This window comes from Pseudomonas sp. GL-B-12 (assembly GCF_019955895.1).
Taxonomy (GTDB): domain Bacteria; phylum Pseudomonadota; class Gammaproteobacteria; order Pseudomonadales; family Pseudomonadaceae; genus Aquipseudomonas.
This window is the reverse complement of the sequence record NZ_JAHBCX010000033.1, coordinates 291,318-310,970: the sequence shown is the minus strand read 5'-3', so window position 1 is coordinate 310,970 and position 19,653 is coordinate 291,318. Positions and strand designations below refer to the sequence as shown.

Sequence of the window (19,653 nt, the reverse complement as noted above, 5' to 3'; positions counted from 1 at the left end):
ACGCCCCGCGTCCCGCTTCGTTTTTAAGGCCCCTTGCATGTCCGATCCTCGTTATCAGGTCGACGTCAGCGTCGTCACCCGCTATCTGGCAGAACAATCGCAACCCGAGCACGACCGCTTTGCCTTCGCCTACACCATCACCGTGCAAAATAATGGCGAAATGCCCGCCAAACTGCTTTCACGGCACTGGATCATCACCGATGGTGACGGGCATGTCGAAGAAGTGCGCGGCGCAGGCGTGGTAGGTCAGCAGCCGTTGATCGACCCCGGCAAGAGCCACACCTACAGCAGCGGCACGGTCATGACCACCAAGGTCGGCACCATGCAAGGCACCTATCAGATGCTGTCCGACGACGGCAAACACTTCGATGCCATCATCGCGCCCTTCCGCCTGGCGGTGCCCGGAGCCCTGCACTGATGGCAACGTACGCTGTCGGTGACCTGCAAGGCTGTCTTCAAGCCCTGCAATGCCTGCTCAAACAAGTGGCGTTCGACCCACAACGGGATCGTCTGTGGCTGGTGGGCGACTTGGTCAACCGCGGCCCACAGTCTCTGGAAACCCTGCGCTTCCTCTACAGCATTCGCGAATCGCTGGTGTGCGTGCTCGGCAACCACGACCTGCACCTGCTGGCGGCCGGACGCAACATCGAACGCCTGAAGAAGGCCGACACCCTGCGCGAGATCATTGAAGCGCCCGATAGCGCGGAACTGCTGGAATGGCTGCGCCAGCAAAAGCTCATGCACTACGACGAACGGCGCAACCTTGTATTGGTCCATGCCGGCATTCCACCGCAGTGGTCGCTGCGCAAAGCCTTGAAGTGTGCTGCCGAAGTCGAGACCGCCTTGCGTGACGACAACCTGTTGCCGCCCTACCTCGATGGCATGTACGGCAACGATCCGGCGAAATGGGACAACGACCTCAAAGGCGTGACGCGCCTGCGGGTGATCACCAACTATTTCACGCGCATGCGCTTCTGCACCGCCGAAGGCAAGCTCGACCTCAAGAGCAAAGAAGGCCTCGATACCGCACCACCTGGCTACAAGCCCTGGTTCCAGCACAAGGAACGCAAGACCAAGGATCTGAAAATCATCTTCGGTCACTGGGCAGCACTGGAAGGCAAGTGCGACGAGCCGGGCATCTCGGCCCTCGACACCGGTTGCGTCTGGGGCGGCGCCCTGACCCTGATGAACGTCGACAGCTTTGAGCGCCTGTCCTGCAAATGCGACGAACACGGTCATGCCGTGCCGCCAGTCGGCTCATCCATTCCCCAAACATCGCCAGCCAGCGCCCCGCGCTAGACTGCCCCTTCAGCCGAGCCACAGGAGCCCGCCATGAGCGAATTCAAACGTATCCCCCCGGAACAGGCCCAAGCCCTGCGCGAACAAGGCGCAGTGGTGGTCGACGTCCGCGACCCGGCCACTTTTGCCGCCCTGCACATCGCAGGCTCGAAGCATCTGGACAATCATTCCCTGCACGCTTTCATCCAGGGCGCCGACCTCGATGCACCGACCGTGGTGGTCTGCTATCACGGCAATTCCAGCCAGGGCGCGGCCGCCTACCTGATCAGCCAAGGCTTCTCCGACGTCTACAGCATGGATGGCGGATTCGAGTTGTGGCGTACGACGTATCCTGCGGAAACGGCGCAAGGCACCACTGAATAATTTTTTTGTAACGTTGCAAGCCCCGACTCCCGCGGGCTGGCGCGGTGGCAGACGAACGGTCTGCCACAACTAATTACGTATCTCGCCTTTACCTGCCGAATTCCCAACTATCCTTAAGCCCAGGCCATCCAAAACAGGGGAGAGCCGGTACACCGGCGCACGGGTCATCGGGAGTAGCTTTCGGAGTAGTCAGCTCCGGGAGAGTTCTGGGGGGTAAACAGCAATCGCCTGTTCGGTTGCTGCCAGCATCGACTGAGTGATCCGGCGTCGGCTCCACGTATCGAGCGAGGTGACGTCATGAGTATCTTTAGCCACTTCCAACAACGCTTCGAGTCCACACGCCAGGAAGAACTCTCTCTGCAAGAGTATCTTGAGCTGTGCAAAAAAGACCGCAGCGCCTACGCTTCCGCCGCCGAGCGTCTGCTACTGGCCATCGGTGAACCGGAACTGCTCGACACCTCGACCAACTCGAGACTGTCGCGCATCTTCTCCAACAAGGTCATCCGCCGCTATCCGGCCTTTGAAGACTTCCACGGGATGGAAGAATGCATCGACCAGATCGTGTCGTATTTCCGCCACGCCGCTCAGGGCCTGGAAGAGAAGAAACAGATTCTTTACCTGCTCGGCCCTGTCGGTGGCGGTAAATCGTCCCTGGCCGAGAAGCTCAAGCAACTGATGGAAAAAGTGCCCTTCTATGCCATCAAGGGCTCGCCGGTTTTCGAGTCGCCCCTGGGTCTGTTCAACTCCACTGAAGATGGAGCGATCCTCGAGGAAGACTTTGGCATTCCACGGCGCTACCTCAACACCATCATGTCGCCATGGGCGACCAAGCGCCTGGCCGAATTCGGTGGCGACATCAGTCAGTTCCGCGTGGTCAAACTCTATCCGTCGATCCTCAACCAGATCGCCGTGGCCAAGACCGAACCAGGCGATGAAAACAACCAGGACATCTCGGCACTGGTGGGTAAGGTCGATATCCGCAAACTGGAAGAATTCCCACAGAACGACGCTGATGCATACAGCTACTCGGGCGCACTGTGCCGGTCCAACCAGGGCCTGATGGAATTCGTCGAAATGTTCAAGGCACCGATCAAGGTGCTGCACCCATTGCTGACCGCCACCCAGGAAGGCAACTACAACAGTACCGAAGGCCTCGGCGCGATTCCGTTCACCGGGATCCTGCTGGCGCACTCCAACGAATCGGAGTGGCACACCTTCCGCAATAACAAGAACAACGAAGCCTTCATCGACCGGATCTACATCGTCAAAGTGCCGTACTGCCTGCGGGTCAGTGACGAAGTGAAGATCTACGACAAGCTGCTGTTCAACAGTTCGCTGGCCAAGGCGCATTGCGCGCCGGATACCCTGAAGATGCTGGCCCAGTTCACCGTGCTCTCGCGCCTCAAGGAGCCGGAAAACTCCAACATCTACTCGAAGATGCGCGTGTACGACGGCGAGAACCTCAAAGACACCGATCCGAAAGCCAAGTCGATCCAGGAATACCGCGACAATGCGGGCGTCGACGAAGGCATGAACGGTCTCTCAACCCGGTTCGCGTTCAAGATCCTGTCGAAGGTGTTCAACTTCGATCCGCACGAAATTGCCGCCAACCCGGTGCACTTGCTCTACGTGCTGGAACAACAGATCGAGCAGGAACAGTTCCAGGCCGAGACCCGCGAACGCTATCTGCGCTTCCTCAAGGAGTACCTGGCACCGCGCTACATCGAGTTCATCGGCAAGGAGATCCAGACTGCCTACCTCGAGTCCTACAGCGAGTACGGCCAGAACATCTTCGATCGTTATGTGCTGTACGCCGACTTCTGGATCCAGGACCAGGAATACCGCGACCCGGAAACCGGCGAGATCCTCAACCGCGTAGCGTTGAACGAAGAACTGGAGAAAATCGAAAAACCGGCCGGTATCAGCAATCCGAAGGATTTCCGCAACGAAATCGTCAACTTCGTACTGCGTGCCCGGGCCAACAACAACGGCAAGAACCCGACCTGGCTCAGCTACGAAAAACTGCGGGTGGTCATCGAGAAGAAAATGTTCTCCAACACCGAGGACCTGCTGCCAGTCATCAGCTTCAATGCCAAGGCAAGCAAAGAGGACCAGCAGAAACACAACGACTTCGTCACACGGATGGTCGAGCGGGGCTACACCGACAAACAGGTACGACTGCTGTCCGAGTGGTACCTGCGGGTCAGAAAATCACAATAACCCGCTGCCGGTCAGACCGGTTGTCGTCAGCCAGAGGCCTGTGTATGCATTTTCTGTTACACAAGCCTCTGGAAGGTGTTCGAAAGTCGGTAGCGAGTTCAAGCAGCATCCACAGCGCTTGGGGGAGCGTCGTACATCCCTTGGCTCTCAGTCCTATGCTGCATCACCGCTCGCCCCTTTCAGGACAGCTTCTAAGGAGCAGTCATGAGCTATGTGATCGACCGACGTCTCAATGGCAAGAACAAGAGCACGGTGAACCGCCAACGGTTTCTGCGGCGCTACCGTGATCACATCAAAAAGGCTGTCGAAGAGGCGGTCAGCCGGCGCTCCATTACCGATATGGAACACGGCGAACAAATCAGCATTCCCGGTCGCGACATCGACGAGCCGGTGCTTCACCATGGTCGCGGTGGCAAGCAGACAGTCGTGCACCCGGGCAACAAGGAATTCACCAGCGGCGAACATATCGCCCGTCCACCGGGAGGCGGTGGCGGTCGAGGCCCCGGCAAGGCTGGCAATTCCGGCGAAGGGATGGACGAATTCGTCTTCCAGATCACCCAGGAAGAATTTCTCGAATTCATGTTCGAGGACCTCGAACTACCCAACCTGGTCAAGCGCAACCTGACCGGCACCGACACCTTCAAGACCGTGCGCGCCGGGATCAGCAACGAGGGCAACCCGTCGCGGATCAACATCATCCGCACCCTGCGCTCAGCCCACGCCCGGCGAATCGCCCTGTCCGGCAGCAGCCGGGCAAAACTGCGCGAAGCCAAAGAGGAACTTCTGCGACTCAAGCAGGAAGAGCCGGACAACTTCGGCGATATTCAGGAAATCGAAGCAGAAATCGAAAAACTCAGCGCGCGCATTCACCGCATACCGTTTCTCGACACATTCGACCTCAAGTACAACCTGCTCATCAAACAACCCAACCCCAGTTCCAAGGCCGTGATGTTCTGCCTGATGGACGTGTCCGGCTCGATGACCCAGGCGACCAAGGACATCGCCAAGCGCTTCTTTATCCTGCTGTACCTGTTTCTCAAGCGTAACTACGAAAAGATCGATGTCGTGTTCATCCGCCATCACACCAGCGCCCGCGAAGTGGATGAAGAGGAGTTTTTCTACTCCCGGGAAACCGGCGGCACCATCGTCTCCAGCGCCCTGAAACTGATGCAGGAGATCATGGCCGAGCGTTATCCGAGCAACGAGTGGAACATCTACGCTGCCCAAGCCTCCGACGGTGACAACTGGAACGACGACTCTCCGATCTGCCGCGACATCCTGATCAACCAGATCATGCCATTCGTGCAGTACTACACTTACGTTGAGATCACCCCGCGCGAACACCAGGCCCTGTGGTTTGAGTACGAGCGCATCGCCGAAGCCTTTTCCGACACTTTTGCCCAGCAACAACTGGTCTCGGCCGGGGATATCTATCCGGTCTTCCGTGAACTCTTCCAGCGCAGGTTAGTGACATGACCGCCAAAGAGCAGAAACGCCAACCCATTTCCACCGGCTCCGAATGGACGTTCGAGCTGATCCAGGCCTACGACCGCGAAATCAGTCGTATTGCGGCCGGCTACGCACTCGATACGTACCCCAACCAGATCGAAGTGATCACCGCCGAACAGATGATGGACGCCTACGCCTCGGTCGGTATGCCGCTGGGTTATCACCACTGGTCCTACGGCAAGCACTTCCTCAGCACCGAAAAGTCCTACACTCGCGGCCAGATGGGTCTGGCGTACGAGATCGTGATCAACTCCGACCCCTGCATCGCCTACCTGATGGAAGAAAACACCATCTGCATGCAGGCGCTGGTGGTGGCCCATGCCTGCTATGGGCACAACAGCTTTTTCAAAGGCAACTACCTGTTCCGCACCTGGACCGATGCCAGTTCGATCATCGACTACCTGGTGTTTGCCAAGCAGTACATCATGCAGTGCGAAGAACGCCACGGTATCGACGCGGTCGAGGACCTGCTCGACTCCTGCCATGCGCTGATGAACTATGGTGTCGACCGCTACAAACGCCCTTATCCGATTTCCGCGGAAGAAGAACGCCGTCGGCAAAAGGACCGGGAGGAGCATTTGCAGAAACAGATCAACGATCTGTGGCGCACCATTCCAAAAGGAGCGGACAAGTACAGCGACAAAGACAACGCACGCTTCCCCGCCGAACCTCAGGAAAACATCCTGTACTTCATCGAAAAACACGCGCCACTGCTGGAGCCATGGCAGCGGGAAATCGTGCGCATCGTGCGCAAGATCGCCCAGTATTTTTATCCACAGCGCCAGACCCAGGTGATGAATGAAGGTTGGGCCACGTTCTGGCACTACACCCTGATGAACGACCTGTACGACGAGGGCCTGGTCACCGACGGCTTCATGATGGAGTTCCTGACATCCCACACCAGCGTGGTCTTTCAGCCGGGCTTCGACAGCCCTTACTACAGCGGAATCAACCCCTACACTCTCGGGTTTGCCATGTACCGGGACATCCGGCGCATGTGCGAAGAACCCACCGAGGAAGATCGCCGCTGGTTCCCGGAAATTGCCGGCACCGACTGGCTGGCAGCCATCAAGTTCGCCATGAGCAGCTTCAAGGATGAAAGTTTCATCCTGCAATACCTGTCGCCGAAGGTGATCCGCGACCTGAAGCTGTTCAGCATTCTCGATGACGACCAGAAGGATGACCTGCTGGTACCCGCCATTCACGACGAAGGTGGCTACCGCATCATCCGTGAAACCCTCGCGGCACAGTACAACCTGGGTAATCGCGAACCCAACGTGCAGATCTACAGCATCGACCGGCGTGGTGACCGCTCCCTGACCCTGCGTCACCAGCAACACGACCGCAAACCGCTGGGAGAGTCCACCGAGGAAGTGCTCAAGCACTTGCACCGCCTCTGGGGTTTCGACATTCACCTGGAAACCCTGCAGGGTGATCAGGTCATGAAAACCCATCATGTGCCGCCCAGAAGCGAGCACAGCGAAGGCGATTACGGCCGCCTGGACCTGGCCGTCATCCATCTTTGATCCGGCTTGTGCCTCCGAAAGCTCGATGCAACGGTTATCCTGTCGAGCTAACGGAGGTTTTTTATGCGGATTTATAAAGTCGGTGGTGCGGTACGCGATCGCCTGCTGGGCAAACCGGTTACCGATATCGACTGGGTCGTGGTCGGCGCGACGACCGAAGAGATGCTCGCCAAGGGCTTTCGCCCGGTGGGCGCGGATTTCCCGGTGTTCCTTCATCCCAAAAGCGGTGAGGAATACGCCCTCGCCCGGACCGAGCGCAAAAGCGGGCGCGGTTACGGCGGGTTCACTTTTCACGCCAGCCCTGAAGTCACCCTCGAAGAAGACCTGATCCGTCGCGACCTGACCATCAATGCCATGGCTGAAGACGATCAGCAGAACCTGACCGACCCTTACCACGGCCAGCGCGACCTCGAAGCACGCCTGCTTCGCCACGTTTCCCCGGCATTTGCCGAAGATCCGCTCCGAGTTCTGCGTGTTGCCCGCTTCGCGGCGCGCTACGCGACGCTGGGTTTTACCGTCGCCCCGGAAACCCTGGAACTGATGCGCCAACTCAGTGAGTCAGGCGAGCTTGAAGCACTGACCCCGGAGCGCAGCTGGAAGGAAATTTCCCGCGCCCTGATGGAAGATCAACCACAGGTGTTTGTGGAGGTTTTGCGTGCATGCGGCGCGCTCAAGGTACTGATGCCAGAGGTCGACGCACTGTTTGGCGTACCGCAACCACCTGCCCACCACCCGGAAATCGATACAGGCGCACATACCCTGAGCGTGTTGCAGCAAGCAGCACAACACAAACAGCCGCTGACCGTGCGTTGGGCGTGCCTGCTGCATGACCTGGGCAAAGGCCTGACGCCAGAGGAAGAATGGCCGCGACACATTGCCCATGAGCTCAAAGGCCTGAAGCTGATCAAAGCGGTCAATGAACGCTTCAAGGCGCCGAGAGACTGCCAGGAACTGGCGCTGCTGGTGGGCGAGTATCACACCCACGGGCATCGCGCCCTTGAGCTGAAGCCATCGACATTGCTGGAATTGCTGCAAAGCTTCGACATTTACCGTCGGCCACAGCGGTTCGAGGAGTTCATCGCGGCATGCGAGATGGATGCGCGCGGGCGCAAAGGGCTGGAAGGAAGAAGTTATCCACAGGCGGATTATTTGCGCGGCGCGGCAACCGCTGCTCGTAGCGTGGCGGTCCAGCCGTTGCTGGAGAAAGGTTTCAAGGGGCCGGAGCTGGGGGAGGAGATCAAGCGCGAGCGGCTGAAGGCGTTGAAGGCCTACAAAGAGGCGGCGTCTGCCTGAAAAGCTTCGTCGGAGCACCGCCCGGAGCAAGCCCGCTCCCACAGGGTTAGCGCTAACCTGTGGGAGCGGGCTTGCTCGCGAAGGCGTCAGTCAGATCACATCAAATCTGAAGGTGTCAGTTGCTCACCGCGCCATTCGAAAGCCACCGGCGCCAACACCTGATCAATCTGCGCTTCACCCCACAGGGTCGCAAAGCTCTTGCCTACACCCGGATGCACGCGTTCCGGCGCAATCAACGACAACGGCCACAGAACGAACGCATTTTTCAGAATTTCTGCCCGCGGCAAGATCAAGCCATCGAAGTTGCCCACCAGGTCACCGAACAACAACACGTCGATATCCAGTGGCAAACCTCGGCGATCCGGTGCGTAACGACCGTTATCCGCCTCGATGAATTTCAATCGACGATCAAGTTCCATCAGTGGCATATCGGTATACGCCGACACCACGAAATTGAAGAACGGCCCGCTCTTGATGCCCACCGGTTGGCTTTCGAACACCGCCGAACAGCGGATATCGACAAGGAACGCCGCCAATGCATCGAGCCCCGCCCGCAAATGGGCTTCACGCTCGATATTGCTACCGAGCCCGAGGTACACCTGAGTCAGCGACATCCGCGCTCGATCTCCACGCCCACACCGCCGATGGCAGCCGGGATGGCACCGGGCTTGGTCAGCTTCAGGCGCATCCAGGTGATTTTGAATTCGCTCATCAGCACTTCAACCAGGCGCTCGGCAAAGGTTTCCACCAGCTGGAATTGCGCCTGCTCGGCAAACGCCTGGATGCGCGAGGAAACACTGGCGTAGTCGAGCGCCAGGGTCAGGTCATCACCGCCTGCGGCCGGGCGATTATCCCAGGCGAAGCTCAGGTCAAGACGCAAGCACTGTCGGATGCCTCGTTCCCAGTCGTAGGCACCAATCACCGTGTCGACTTCCAGGCCCTCGATAAACACTCTGTCCAAGCACTTCTCTCCGCTACACGACAAGGGCGCAATGCGCCGTTAGAATCAGGGCTTCCTCGCCCGGAATAGTTAGCATGTTTTGGTTATTGGCGATCCTCGCCTACCTGCTCGGCTCTCTGTCCTTTGCCATTTTGCTCAGCCGCCTGACCGGTAACCCCGATCCGCGAATGAGTGGCTCGGGCAATGCCGGCGCCACCAACATGCTGCGCCTGGCCGGCAAGAAACTCGCCATCCTGACCCTGCTCGGCGACCTTTGCAAAGGCCTGCTGCCGGTACTGATTGCGCGTCTTGCGGGTCTTTCGCAGCAGGAACAGGCCTGGATCGGCGTCTATGCCGTCATCGGCCATCTGTTTCCGTTGTACTTTCGCTTTCGCGGCGGCAAGGGTGTCGCCACCGCTGCCGGCATGTTGCTGGGACTATACCCGCCCGCCGCCCTTCTGGCGGTCTGCGCCTGGCTCTTGACGTTCTACCTGACCCGCACCAGCTCCCTGGCCGCCCTCATCGCCACACCGCTGACCCTGCCGTTGCTGGCCTGGCAAGAACCGGCCACCCTGCTGCCCATGAGCGCGCTCACTGGGCTGATCGTCTGGCGTCATCGCGGCAATCTACGCGACCTGTTTGCCGGGCGCGAACGGCATTTCTAGCGGCCGGACATGAGCGCCGCTCATCACAATGCGGACAACTGCTCCATCGGCCAGCGTGCCTGCACGCTGATCGCCAGGCTTTCCTGCTGACCGGCCTGCAAGCGCTGGCAGCCAGCAAAGGCGATCATCGCGCCGTTATCGGTGCAAAACTGCGGACGGGCATAAAACACATCACCCTTCATGTCGCCGAGCATTTTCTCCAGGGAAGCGCGCAACGCCTTGTTGGCACTGACGCCCCCTGCAATCACCAGGCGCTTCATGCCGGCGGCCTTCAGGGCACGCTTGCACTTGATGGTCAAAGTCTCCACCACGGCCTGCTGGAATGCCAGCGCGATGTCGCAACGGGTTTGTTCGCTGTCGTCCCCGGCGCTGACACACTGTTGCCAGGTATTCAGTGCGAAGGTTTTCAAGCCACTGAAGCTGAAATCCAGGCCCGGGCGGTCGCACATCGGACGCGGGAAGACGAAACGTCCTGCAACGCCCTGTTCTGCAAGGCGAGCGATCTCCGGTCCACCCGGATAATTGAGGCCCATCATCTTGGCCGTCTTGTCGAAGGCCTCGCCAGCGGCGTCATCCAGGGTCTCACCCAGAAGCGTGTACTGACCAATTCCGTCGACCTGAACCAGTTGCGTATGACCACCCGACACCAACAAAGCGACGAACGGAAATTCCGGCGGTTGCGACTCCAGCATCGGCGCCAGCAAATGGCCTTCCATGTGATGCACGCCAAGGGCCGGAATGCCCCAGGCAAAGGCCAGCGCCTGAGCGCAGGAAGCCCCTACCAGCAACGCGCCCACCAGGCCAGGACCCGCGGTGTAGGCGATCGCATCGATCTCGGTCGGCACACAGTCGGCCTCGGCCAACACCTGACGAATCAAGGGCAGCATGCGTTTGACGTGATCGCGCGAAGCCAGCTCCGGCACCACGCCGCCATAGGCGCGGTGCAGGTCGATCTGACTGAACAGCGCGTCGGCCAGCAGGCCGCGTTCACTGTCGTAAAGTGCGACACCGGTTTCATCGCAGGAGGTTTCTAATCCCAGTACTAGCATGGGTTTGCGCCTTGTTTAGGCTGAATTCGAAGGCGCGCATAATAGTCGTCGCGTGATGCCCCGACCAGCGGTTTTCGATCAGAGGCTTTGCATTCCGAGCGTTGAGGGGTTAACATCCGCAACCCTTAAAAACCGACGTCTTCAAGTGCTCTTTTGCCGCGAGGATGTTGACCCCGGTAATGAATGAAGGTAGCTCTGGATGCCAGCCGTCAAAGTAAAAGAGAACGAACCCTTCGACGTAGCTCTGCGTCGTTTCAAGCGCTCCTGCGAAAAAGCCGGTGTACTGGCTGAAGTTCGTAGCCGCGAATTTTACGAGAAGCCAACTTCTGAGCGTAAGCGCAAAGCAGCAGCCGCTGTTAAGCGTCACGCCAAGAAAGTTCAGCGCGAACAGCGCCGCGCCGTTCGTCTGTACTAATACACAGACGATCGTAGCAAGCTTCTGCCAAGCCCGGCCCTCAGCCGGGCTTATGGCATTTGCGTAAAACGCTTGATGCTTCACTGTCAAAGCCGCAGACGCGACCGAGACAAATCTGCTTCACCGCGTCAGACCTGGCTTTTTTGCCAGCGGTGCACGTCTTTTCTGACGAGCCTTTCAAGGCTACTGACGAGCACACCCACTGATTCCTCTCACGACGATCAGCCCAAGGCACCTGCTTGCGTGCCAGATGATGAGCTATCCGGGGCCTATGATTGGCCACAGCGGATTCAGCGCAACACATTCAAACAGTCGAATACTGATTGGCATTAACGTCATTGGATTTTCGGCAGATACACTTCCCGACAGCGATTACGCAGACGACACTGGTCGAGCCGCACACTTTGCGCGCCTCAAACAATGACCGCCGTTCGGTCGCCGTACGTTACGGGATCCTTTCAGCGCAGATGACGAGAACGCCATGGCCGGGCTAATTCCCCAGAGCTTCATTGACGACCTTCTGAACCGCACCGACATCGTCGATGTGGTCAGCTCGCGCCTGCAATTGAAAAAGGCCGGCAAGAACCACACCGCCTGCTGCCCGTTCCACAAGGAAAAGACTCCGTCGTTCAGCGTCAGCCCCGACAAGCAGTTCTATTACTGCTTCGGCTGCGGCGCTGGCGGCAATGCCCTCGGCTTCATCATGGACCACGACAACCTGGATTTCGTCCAGGCCGTCGAAGAACTGGCCAAAGCCGCCGGCATGGAAATCCCCCGCGAAGAAAGCGGCCGCCCGCACAAACCGCGACAGCCGACCGATTCGCCGCTGTATCCGCTACTGAGCGCCGCCGCCGACTTTTATCGCCAGGCCCTGAAAAGCCACCCATCGCGCAAGGCCGCCGTGGATTACCTGAAAGGTCGCGGGCTGACCGGCGAAATCGCCCGGGACTTCGGCCTGGGTTTTGCTCCGCCTGGCTGGGACAACCTGTTCAAGCACTTGAGCAGCGATACCCTGCAACAAAAAGCCATGATCGATGCCGGCCTGCTGATCGAAAATGCCGAAAGCGGTAACCGTTACGACCGCTTCCGCGACCGCGTGATGTTTCCGATCCGCGACAGTCGCGGGCGCGTCATCGCCTTCGGTGGCCGGGTATTGGGCGACGACAAGCCGAAGTACCTGAACTCCCCGGAAACCCCGGTTTTCCATAAAGGCCAGGAACTCTACGGCCTATACGAAGCGCGCAAGACCAACCGCAACCTCGACGAGATCATCGTCGTCGAGGGTTACATGGACGTCATTGCCCTGGCCCAGCAAGGCCTGCGCAATGCCGTCGCGACCCTGGGCACCGCCACCAGCGAGGAACACCTCAAGCGGCTGTTTCGCGTCGTGCCCAGCGTGCTGTTCTGCTTCGACGGCGACCAGGCCGGCCGCAATGCGGCATGGCGAGCACTGGAGGCGACACTGTCGAGCCTGCAGGACGGTCGTCGCGCACGCTTTCTGTTCCTGCCCGAAGGCGAGGACCCGGACACCCTGGTCCGCTCCGAAGGTACCGACGCCTTCCGCGCACGCATCAACCAGCACGCACAGCCACTGGCCGATTACTTCTTCCAGCAACTGACGGAAGAAGCCGACCCGCGCTCGCTTGAAGGCAAGGCCCATATGGCCACCCTCGCCGCGCCGTTGATCGACAAAGTCCCGGGCGCCAACCTGCGCACCCTGATGCGTCAGCGCCTGAGCGAAATCACCGGTCTGAGCGGCGAAGCGGTGAGCCAACTGGCACAAAGCGCCCCGCAAGAAGCACCACCGGCCTACGACCCAGGCATCGATTACGACGCGATGCCTGATTACAGCGACTATCATCAGCCGCAGGCACAGGAAATGTATGTGCCGCAGCAGGAATGGACGCCGAAGAAACCCGGTGCAGGAGGCAAGAAATGGGACAAGAAACCGTGGGACAAAAATGGCAAACGGGGCGGTGATCGCGATCAACCCCGTGCGCCACGGGTACCCGCCGCCGTAGAACCGCCGACCCTCGCCGCCTTGCGCACGTTGCTGCATCACCCGCAACTGGCGGAAAAAGTCGAGGATGCCGGGCACTTCGCCGCCGAAGATCACACCAACACACAATTGCTGGTGGCGCTGCTCGAAGCCGTGCAGAAGAATCCCAAGCTAAACTCAATTCAACTGATTGCGCGTTGGCACGGCACAGAACAAGGCCGTTTGCTCAGGGCGCTGGCCGAAAAGGAATGGCTGATTGATGGAGATAACCTTGAACAACAGTTTTTCGACACCATTACTAGCTTGTCAGCCCGCCAACGCGAGCGGAACCTGGAACAACTTCTGCGAAAAGCGCGTCAAAGCGAATTGACCAGCGAAGAGAAAAATCAACTGCGCGATCTCTTGAGTCGCAATGTTTCCGCAACAAACCCGACCTCAACTGGCGCGTGAGGTCATAGCTCAGGTATAATCCTCGGCTTGTTTTTTGCCCGCCAAGACCTTCAGTGGATAGGGTGTTATGTCCGGAAAAGCGCAACAGCAGTCTCGTATCAAAGAGTTGATCACACTTGGTCGTGAGCAGGGCTACCTGACTTACGCGGAGGTCAACGACCACCTGCCGGAGGATATTTCAGATCCGGAACAGGTGGAAGACATCATCCGCATGATCAATGACATGGGGATCAACGTATTCGAGGTTGCGCCAGATAAGGATTCCCTTATGCTGGCCGACGCCGATACCGACGAAGCCGCAGCCGAAGAGGCCGCTGCAGCGTTGGCTGCGGTCGAGACCGACATTGGTCGTACTACCGACCCGGTGCGCATGTACATGCGCGAAATGGGTACGGTGGAGCTCCTCACGCGTGAAGGCGAAATCGAAATCGCCAAACGTATTGAAGAGGGCATCCGTGAGGTGATGAGCGCAATCGCGCACTTCCCCGGCACGGTTGATCATATTCTCTCCGAGTACACCCGCGTCACCACCGAAGGTGGTCGCCTGTCCGACGTCCTGAGCGGTTATATCGACCCGGACGATGGCATCGCGCCGCCTGCGGCAGAAGTGCCGCCACCGGTTGACGCGAAAGCCGTCAAGGCGGATGACGATTCCGACGACGAAGACGGCGAAGCCTCGGATGACGAGGAAGAAGCCGAAAGCGGTCCGGATCCGGTCATCGCTGCACAGCGCTTTGGCGCTGTGGCCGATCAGATGGAAATCACCCGCAAGGCGCTGAAAAAGCACGGTCGCAGCAACAAGGCAACGATTGCCGAGCTGTTGGCCCTGGCCGAACTGTTCATGCCGATCAAACTGGTGCCGAAGCAATTCGAAGGCCTGGTCGAGCGTGTTCGCAGTGCTCTGGATCGCCTGCGTCAGCAAGAGCGCGCAATCATGCAGCTCTGCGTTCGTGATGCACGCATGCCGCGTGCCGACTTCCTGCGCCAGTTCCCGGGCAACGAAGTCGACGAAAGCTGGAGTGATGCCCTGGCCAAAGGCAAAGGCAAATATGCTGAAGCCATTGGTCGTCTGCAGCCGGACATCATCCGTTGCCAGCAGAAGCTGACCGCGCTGCAAACCGAAACCGGCTTGACCATCGCCGAGATCAAGGACATCAACCGTCGCATGTCGATCGGCGAGGCCAAGGCCCGCCGCGCGAAGAAAGAGATGGTTGAAGCCAACTTGCGTCTGGTGATCTCGATCGCCAAGAAGTACACCAACCGCGGCCTGCAATTCCTCGATCTGATCCAGGAAGGCAACATCGGCTTGATGAAAGCGGTAGACAAGTTCGAATACCGTCGCGGCTACAAGTTCTCGACTTATGCCACCTGGTGGATCCGTCAGGCGATCACTCGCTCGATCGCCGACCAGGCCCGCACCATCCGTATTCCGGTGCACATGATCGAGACGATCAACAAGCTCAACCGCATTTCCCGCCAGATGCTGCAGGAAATGGGTCGCGAACCGACCCCGGAAGAGCTGGGCGAACGCATGGAAATGCCTGAGGACAAGATCCGCAAGGTATTGAAGATCGCTAAAGAGCCGATCTCCATGGAAACCCCGATCGGTGATGACGAAGACTCCCATCTGGGTGACTTCATCGAAGACTCGACCATGCAGTCGCCAATCGATGTTGCAACCGTTGAGAGCCTTAAAGAAGCGACTCGCGAAGTGCTGTCCGGCCTCACTGCCCGTGAAGCCAAGGTACTGCGCATGCGCTTCGGTATCGACATGAATACCGACCACACCCTTGAAGAGGTTGGTAAGCAGTTCGACGTGACCCGTGAGCGGATTCGTCAGATTGAAGCCAAGGCGCTGCGCAAGCTGCGCCACCCGACGAGAAGCGAGCATCTGCGCTCCTTCCTCGACGAGTGATCACAGAACCCCCGGCCCAGGCCGGGGGTTTTGCTTTGTACAGATTAAATTTCCCCGCTTCCCCCCTCCTCCCTGTAGCCGTCTACACTCGAAACATTCCCCCGAGCCATAACGAGACCGTTATGCCCAGACTGCCGACCGTGCTTTTTTTGCTGTCGCTGATGACCTGGACCGCAACGGCTGGCGCGCTGACTCTCACTGACGATGAACGTAGCTGGCTGGCGGCTCACCCGGAATTGCGCCTGGGTGTCGATGCTTCGTGGCCGCCCTTCGAGTTTCGTGACGATGGGGGCCGCTACCAGGGCCTTGCCGCGGATTACATCGAGGTCATCCGCAAAAGGCTGGCAACCCGGCTCACGCCCATCGAGCCGGTGAGCTGGACCGCCGTCCTGGAACAAGCCAAAAAGGGCAAACTGGACCTGCTGCCGGGCATCATGTCGACCCCTGAACGCCAGAAATATCTGTCGTTCACCCGCCCCTATCTGGATTTTCCGATTGTCATCCTGGCCCATGTCGGGGGCCCCCAGCCACATAATCTGCAAGACCTGTACGGCCTGAAAATCGCCGTGGTGGAAAACTACGCCCCCCACGAGCTGCTGCGCAGCCACCATCCCGACTTGAACCTGGTGGCGATGCCCAACGTCAGCTCGGCGCTACAGGCGCTGGCCACCGACGAAGTGGACGCCGTGGTGGGCGATCTGGCTTCCAGCGTCTGGAGCCTGCGCCAACTCAAGCTCGATGGGTTGTATGTCAGCGGTGAAACCCCCTATCGCTATCAACTGGCCATGGCTGTACCCCGCGACAACAAGATGCTGGTCGGCATTCTCGACAAAGTCCTGGCGGACATGAGCCCCGCTGAAATCAGCGCCATTCAGGAGCGTTGGGTCGGCAACGTCCTCGATCATCGAACTTTCTGGAATGACCTGCTGGTGTATGGCCTGCCCGGATTGCTGCTGCTGACTACCGTGCTGGCGGTGGTTATCCGCATCAACCGCCGCCTGAGCTCGGAAATCGCCCGCCGGGTCAACCTTGAACAGGAACTGCGCAGCAGCGAATACCACTACCGCGGCCTGGTGGAGAGCCTGTCGGCCATCGCCTGGGAAGCAAAAGTCACCGACTTCACCTACAGCTATGTATCGCCCCACGCCGAAGACCTTCTCGGTTATCCCCTGTCCCATTGGCTGATTCCGGGCTTCTGGCGCAACATCATTCACCCCGCCGACCTGACCCGTGCCCAGACCTTCTGCGATCACGAAGTGCTGGCCGGGCGCGATCACCGCCTCGATTACCGGGTGATCACCGCCGACGGCCGCTGCCTGTGGGTGCGCGATATCGTCAGCCTGATCGAACACGGGCATGAGCCGGTGCTGCGCGGGTTGATGATCGATATCACCGACGCCAAGCGCACCGAGGAAGCGCTGCGCCTATCGGAACAGAAATTCGCTTCCGTGTTCCAGCAATGCCCGGACATGCTGGTGATCGCGCGCCTGAGCGACGGCTGCCTGCTGGAAGTCAACGAAGCGTTCGAAGAACAGATCGGCCTTAAGGCCGAGGACGTCATTGGCCAGACCGCCACCAACCTGAACATCTGGGGGATTCCCGGTGTTGGGCCGGGCCTGTTGCAACGCTTGCAGGCCGGCAGCATCCGCAACCTGGAAATGCCCTTTCGTCGCAGCAACGGCCAGGTGTTTACCGGCCTGATCTCCGCCGAACCGTTCAACCTCGACATGACACCGGCGCTGGTGGTCGTAGTGCGGGACATCACCCAGCTCAAGGAAACCCAGCAACAGTTGCAAACTTCCGAAGAAAAATTCGCCAAGGCCTTCCACGCCTCTCCCGACGGTTTGCTGCTGTCTCGGCAAAGTGATGGTTTGCTGTTGGAGGTCAACGATGGTTTTAGCCGCATCACCGGGTTCAACAGCGCCATGTCGGTGGATCGTTCGGCGCTGGACCTGGGAATCTGGGTGAACCTCAATGAACGCAAGCAAATGCTCGACCTGCTGCACCGCGACGGTTTTGTCCGCGACTTCAGCTGCCATATCCGCCGCAGCGACGGGCAGATCCGCCTCTGTGAAGTGTCCAGCCGTCCGCTGCCGATTGGCGATGAAGACTGCATGCTGACCATCGCCCGGGACATCACCGAACGGCACCTGATGCAGGAAAAACTGCAACAGGCCGCCACCGTGTTCGAAAGCACCGCCGAAGGCGTGTTGATCACCGATACCCAACAGCACATCAGCGCGGTCAACCGTGCGTTCACCGAAATCACCGGTTACAGCGAAAACGAAGCCCTGGGCCACACGCCACGCCTGCTCGCCTCAGGCCTGCATGACAGCGCGTTCTACGCGGCCATGTGGCATCAATTGACCGCCGAAGGTCATTGGCAGGGCGAGATTTCCAATCGGCGCAAGAATGGCGAGCTGTATCCGAGTTGGCTGACCATCAGTGCCGTGCGCAACCGAGACAAGTTCATCACCCACTTTGTCGCGGTGTTCGCCGACATTTCCAGCCTCAAGCATGCCCAGGCCAAACTCGACTACCAGGCGCACCACGACCCGCTGACCGGCCTGCCGAACCGCACGCTGTTCGAAAGCCGCTTGCTGACGGCGCTCAACAACCAACAGGAAAACGGCGGCCAGGGCGCCGTGCTGTTCCTCGACCTTGACCGCTTCAAGCACATCAACGACAGCCTCGGCCACCCGGTCGGCGACCTGCTGCTCAAGGGCATTGCCGTACGTCTCAAGGAGCAATTGCGTGACATCGACACCGTGGCGCGCCTGGGTGGTGACGAATTCATCATTCTGTTGCCGGGCCTGCAACAATCCAGCGATGCCGACCACATCGCCACCAAATTGCTCAATTGTTTCGCCGCGCCGTTCCAGGCTGGCGAACACGAGTTTTTCATCAGCGCCAGTATCGGCACCAGCCTCTATCCGAAGGATGGCTGCGACGTTGCCACACTGATCAAGAACGCCGACGCCGCGATGTACCGCTCCAAGGCCAAGGGCCGCAACCGCGTCGAAAGCTACACCCGCGACCTCACCGCCCAGGCCAGCGAACGCGTGGCGCTGGAACACGAACTGCGCCGCGCCATCGAACGCAACGAGTTGCACCTGTGCTACCAACCGAAAATCAGCCTCGTGGACTACAGCCTGGTCGGCGCCGAAGCCCTGATCCGCTGGCGCCATCCGACCTTTGGCGACGTGCCGCGGGAACACTTCATCCCGCTGGCTGAAGAAAACGGCATGATCCTGCAAATCGGCGACTGGGTGCTGGAAACCGCCTGCCGGCAGATGGCCGAATGGCACCGGCTGTACGACAGTCCCGGCCCGCTGTCGGTCAACCTTGCCGGCGCCCAATTGCGCCAACCCAATCTGCTGGGCCGTATTGAACAGTTGCTTAAGGACAACGGCCTCAACCCCGGTTTCCTGCAACTGGAAATCACCGAAAACTTCATCATGAGCCAAGCCGAGGAAGCGCTGGCGGTGCTGCATCAACTCAAAAAACTAGGCGTGCAACTGGCCATCGATGACTTCGGTACCGGTTACTCGTCCCTGAGCTACCTCAAGCGTCTGCCACTGGACATCCTCAAGATCGACCAGTCCTTCGTCCGCGGCCTGCCGGACGATCCCCACGATGCGGCGATCGTACGCGCCATCATCGCGCTCGGACGCAGCATGCCATTCACCGTGATTGCCGAAGGGGTCGAGACCCTGGCGCAACAGCAATTCCTCGCTGCCGAGGGCTGTGAACAAATCCAGGGCTACATCGTCAGCCTGCCCCTACCCCCCGACGAATTTGCCGCGACGTTTCTTCGTACAACCGTATTGGATTTTTCGGATAGCACAGCTGCGAAACCATCGCTATAATCCGCGACCTACTGAGGGCCTATAGCTCAGTTGGTTAGAGCAGAGGACTCATAATCCTTTGGTCCACGGTTCAAGTCCGTGTGGGCCCACCAAACAAGAAAGCCGCGTTCTTACGCGGCTTTTTCGTGTCTGCTGCAAAAG

The 19,653-nt window shown here is 59.2% G+C and carries 15 protein-coding genes and 1 tRNA gene; 13 read left to right on the top strand and 3 right to left on the bottom strand.

What is annotated here, in order from left to right; genetic code table 11:
• Positions 1-37: 37 nt before the first annotated feature.
• The 7 genes from apaG to KGA85_RS19250 all read left to right on the top strand — a co-directional run bounded on the left by apaG (position 38) and on the right by KGA85_RS19250 (position 8,210).
• Positions 38-418 (top strand): Co2+/Mg2+ efflux protein ApaG, encoded by a 381-nt coding sequence (gene apaG, locus KGA85_RS19280; protein WP_223543316.1) that lies wholly within the window; start codon positions 38-40, stop codon positions 416-418.
• Positions 418-1,299 carry a symmetrical bis(5'-nucleosyl)-tetraphosphatase gene (locus KGA85_RS19275; RefSeq protein ID WP_223460309.1) on the top strand — a complete coding sequence of 294 codons (882 nt, stop codon included), beginning with the start codon at positions 418-420 and terminating at the stop codon, positions 1,297-1,299. Before apaG ends, KGA85_RS19275 begins: the two co-directional genes overlap by 1 nt.
• 33 nt (positions 1,300-1,332) lie before the next feature.
• On the top strand, positions 1,333-1,662 hold the full coding sequence (gene glpE, locus KGA85_RS19270) for a thiosulfate sulfurtransferase GlpE (protein WP_008051614.1): 330 nt from the start codon (positions 1,333-1,335) through the stop codon (positions 1,660-1,662).
• A 297-nt stretch (positions 1,663-1,959) separates the two neighbouring features.
• Entirely contained in the window at positions 1,960-3,882 is a 1,923-nt protein-coding gene (locus tag KGA85_RS19265; RefSeq protein ID WP_007982655.1) for a PrkA family serine protein kinase, read from the top strand.
• A 204-nt stretch (positions 3,883-4,086) separates the two neighbouring features.
• Entirely contained in the window at positions 4,087-5,358 is a 1,272-nt protein-coding gene (locus KGA85_RS19260; protein WP_007993202.1) for a YeaH/YhbH family protein, read from the top strand.
• Positions 5,355-6,917 carry a SpoVR family protein gene (locus tag KGA85_RS19255; protein WP_223445646.1) on the top strand — a complete coding sequence of 521 codons (1,563 nt, stop codon included), beginning with the start codon at positions 5,355-5,357 and terminating at the stop codon, positions 6,915-6,917. The genes KGA85_RS19260 and KGA85_RS19255 overlap by 4 nt, the downstream gene beginning before the upstream one ends.
• A gap of 63 nt (positions 6,918-6,980) precedes the next feature.
• Complete coding sequence (locus tag KGA85_RS19250; protein WP_223460311.1) at positions 6,981-8,210, top strand: multifunctional CCA addition/repair protein; 1,230 nt, start codon at positions 6,981-6,983, stop codon at positions 8,208-8,210.
• Positions 8,211-8,305: 95 nt separating this feature from the next.
• Here the strand turns inward: KGA85_RS19250 and folK are convergent, their stop codons facing one another.
• Entirely contained in the window at positions 8,306-8,824 is a 519-nt protein-coding gene (folK, locus tag KGA85_RS19245; protein ID WP_223460313.1) for a 2-amino-4-hydroxy-6-hydroxymethyldihydropteridine diphosphokinase, read from the bottom strand.
• Positions 8,815-9,171, bottom strand: coding sequence for a dihydroneopterin aldolase (gene folB / locus KGA85_RS19240; RefSeq protein ID WP_223460315.1), 357 nt, complete (start codon positions 9,169-9,171; stop codon positions 8,815-8,817). Before folB ends, folK begins: the two co-directional genes overlap by 10 nt.
• A 74-nt stretch (positions 9,172-9,245) precedes the next feature.
• Between folB and plsY the strand changes: the two genes are divergently transcribed.
• The gene (gene plsY, locus KGA85_RS19235) at positions 9,246-9,815 is read left to right on the top strand and encodes a glycerol-3-phosphate 1-O-acyltransferase PlsY (protein ID WP_223460317.1); all 570 of its coding nucleotides are present in this window, start codon (positions 9,246-9,248) and stop codon (positions 9,813-9,815) included.
• A 23-nt stretch (positions 9,816-9,838) separates the two neighbouring features.
• Here plsY and tsaD read toward each other — a convergent pair whose 3' ends face one another.
• Complete coding sequence (gene tsaD, locus KGA85_RS19230) at positions 9,839-10,864, bottom strand: tRNA (adenosine(37)-N6)-threonylcarbamoyltransferase complex transferase subunit TsaD (RefSeq protein ID WP_223460318.1); 1,026 nt, start codon at positions 10,862-10,864, stop codon at positions 9,839-9,841.
• Between the two features lie 199 nt (positions 10,865-11,063).
• On the opposite strand from tsaD, the gene rpsU reads away from it, so the two are divergent.
• The 5 genes from rpsU (at position 11,064) to KGA85_RS19205 (ending at position 19,604) form a co-directional block, all read left to right on the top strand.
• Complete coding sequence (gene rpsU, locus KGA85_RS19225; protein ID WP_002551877.1) at positions 11,064-11,279, top strand: 30S ribosomal protein S21; 216 nt, start codon at positions 11,064-11,066, stop codon at positions 11,277-11,279.
• 481 nt (positions 11,280-11,760) lie between these two features.
• Positions 11,761-13,728, top strand: coding sequence for a DNA primase (gene dnaG / locus KGA85_RS19220; RefSeq protein WP_223543315.1), 1,968 nt, complete (start codon positions 11,761-11,763; stop codon positions 13,726-13,728).
• Positions 13,729-13,795: 67 nt separating this feature from the next.
• On the top strand, positions 13,796-15,643 hold the full coding sequence (gene rpoD / locus KGA85_RS19215) for an RNA polymerase sigma factor RpoD (protein WP_223543314.1): 1,848 nt from the start codon (positions 13,796-13,798) through the stop codon (positions 15,641-15,643).
• A gap of 122 nt (positions 15,644-15,765) precedes the next feature.
• On the top strand, positions 15,766-19,512 hold the full coding sequence (locus tag KGA85_RS19210) for a bifunctional diguanylate cyclase/phosphodiesterase (RefSeq protein WP_223460324.1): 3,747 nt from the start codon (positions 15,766-15,768) through the stop codon (positions 19,510-19,512).
• Between the two features lie 15 nt (positions 19,513-19,527).
• Positions 19,528-19,604: transfer RNA gene (locus KGA85_RS19205), tRNA-Ile, on the top strand.
• The last annotated feature ends 49 nt before the right edge of the window (positions 19,605-19,653 follow it).

What these genes read in the sequence shown, in the direction of transcription:
- KGA85_RS19210 (WP_223460324.1), top strand. Translation starts at nt 15,766, where the DNA reads ATGCCCAGACTGCCGACCGTGCTTTTTTTGCTGTCGCTGATGACCTGG.
- apaG (WP_223543316.1), top strand. Translation starts at nt 38, where the DNA reads ATGTCCGATCCTCGTTATCAGGTCGACGTCAGCGTCGTCACCCGCTAT.
- folK (WP_223460313.1), bottom strand. Translation starts at nt 8,824, where the DNA reads ATGTCGCTGACTCAGGTGTACCTCGGGCTCGGTAGCAATATCGAGCGT.
- plsY (WP_223460317.1), top strand. Translation starts at nt 9,246, where the DNA reads ATGTTTTGGTTATTGGCGATCCTCGCCTACCTGCTCGGCTCTCTGTCC.
- KGA85_RS19260 (WP_007993202.1), top strand. Translation starts at nt 4,087, where the DNA reads ATGAGCTATGTGATCGACCGACGTCTCAATGGCAAGAACAAGAGCACG.
- dnaG (WP_223543315.1), top strand. Translation starts at nt 11,761, where the DNA reads ATGGCCGGGCTAATTCCCCAGAGCTTCATTGACGACCTTCTGAACCGC.
- rpsU (WP_002551877.1), top strand. Translation starts at nt 11,064, where the DNA reads ATGCCAGCCGTCAAAGTAAAAGAGAACGAACCCTTCGACGTAGCTCTG.
- KGA85_RS19255 (WP_223445646.1), top strand. Translation starts at nt 5,355, where the DNA reads ATGACCGCCAAAGAGCAGAAACGCCAACCCATTTCCACCGGCTCCGAA.
- glpE (WP_008051614.1), top strand. Translation starts at nt 1,333, where the DNA reads ATGAGCGAATTCAAACGTATCCCCCCGGAACAGGCCCAAGCCCTGCGC.
- tsaD (WP_223460318.1), bottom strand. Translation starts at nt 10,864, where the DNA reads ATGCTAGTACTGGGATTAGAAACCTCCTGCGATGAAACCGGTGTCGCA.
- KGA85_RS19250 (WP_223460311.1), top strand. Translation starts at nt 6,981, where the DNA reads ATGCGGATTTATAAAGTCGGTGGTGCGGTACGCGATCGCCTGCTGGGC.
- KGA85_RS19265 (WP_007982655.1), top strand. Translation starts at nt 1,960, where the DNA reads ATGAGTATCTTTAGCCACTTCCAACAACGCTTCGAGTCCACACGCCAG.
- rpoD (WP_223543314.1), top strand. Translation starts at nt 13,796, where the DNA reads ATGTCCGGAAAAGCGCAACAGCAGTCTCGTATCAAAGAGTTGATCACA.
- KGA85_RS19275 (WP_223460309.1), top strand. Translation starts at nt 418, where the DNA reads ATGGCAACGTACGCTGTCGGTGACCTGCAAGGCTGTCTTCAAGCCCTG.